This is a genomic window from Psychrobacter sp. 78a-MNA-CIBAN-0178 (genome assembly GCF_040309625.1).
Taxonomy (GTDB): domain Bacteria; phylum Pseudomonadota; class Gammaproteobacteria; order Pseudomonadales; family Moraxellaceae; genus Psychrobacter; species Psychrobacter okhotskensis.
This window is the reverse complement of the sequence record NZ_JBEOOZ010000068.1, coordinates 1-909: the sequence shown is the minus strand read 5'-3', so window position 1 is coordinate 909 and position 909 is coordinate 1. Positions and strand designations below refer to the sequence as shown.

1 protein-coding gene is annotated in these 909 nt (G+C 36.4%); it reads right to left on the bottom strand.

What is annotated here, in order from left to right; genetic code table 11:
* Positions 1-31 precede the first annotated feature (31 nt).
* Complete coding sequence (locus AAEY80_RS14255) at positions 32-826, bottom strand: hypothetical protein (protein WP_350588510.1); 795 nt, start codon at positions 824-826, stop codon at positions 32-34.
* Positions 827-909 lie beyond the last annotated feature (83 nt).

Here is a 909-nt window from a genome sequence, read left to right as displayed (position 1 = left end):
GTGGTTTGACTATTATCGTCAGGCTGCGTAACTAAAATCTCCCAAGTTTAACTGTACGGATTTGACGGCAGGGGTCACTACCAACTAGTATTACGGCAACGAAACATATAGGAGCACCAGGCCCACAGATTATTGATGCTCCCATTCCTGCAAGCGTACCTCCAGCTAGGCCACCACCAATAGTGCCACCTTGAACAAATGACTCTTTAACTTTATTTTCTGCTGTAGCAATATAATAGATTGCTAAGGCAGCAGTAACTACCCAAAGAACCTTACCTAATACCTTTAAACGTTTTACTTTTATTGTTACACTTTTACGGTTCCTACCAGAAGCCTCTATAATATGGTATTGTACTTTTTGTTTTTCTATTGGACTTAGTTTATTAAATTTTTTGGAAAAAAGTTTTTCTGAATACTTATCCATTAGATCTTCTGTACTAACTCCAACTTTCTTCATTTTAATTGCCCCAGCCTGACTTTGTACTGATGTTATACTTCTTGTTTCTTCCATAATTACGTTACGCATTTTACTACTGTACTCTAAACCTTCTACAACAGTAATCTTTCCACTATCTACTGCCTTTAAAGTCTCATTAGAAATCTCTTTTATTTTTTTAGTATAGTTAATTCTAGCATTTGCATCTTTTATGAAATCTTTAGCGAATTTAGAGGCTGCACCTTCAAATCCTTTGATAGAATGGTTAAGGACTTCCGTCCCATCAACATAATTTATATTATTAATTTTAGCTTGTTCTTCAAGATAAACTCTATCTTTCCAAGCTCTAGTGGCAGAGTTATAATCACTAACTCCTGTGTAACCGCTCATAGAAACTGACCCCTGCCGTCAAATCCGTACAGTTAAACTTGGGAGATTTTAGTTACGCAGCCTGACGATAATAGTCAAACCAC

Coding starts and splice junctions, on each gene's coding strand:
- AAEY80_RS14255 (WP_350588510.1), bottom strand. CDS start 826: ATGAGCGGTTACACAGGAGTTAGTGATTATAACTCTGCCACTAGAGCT.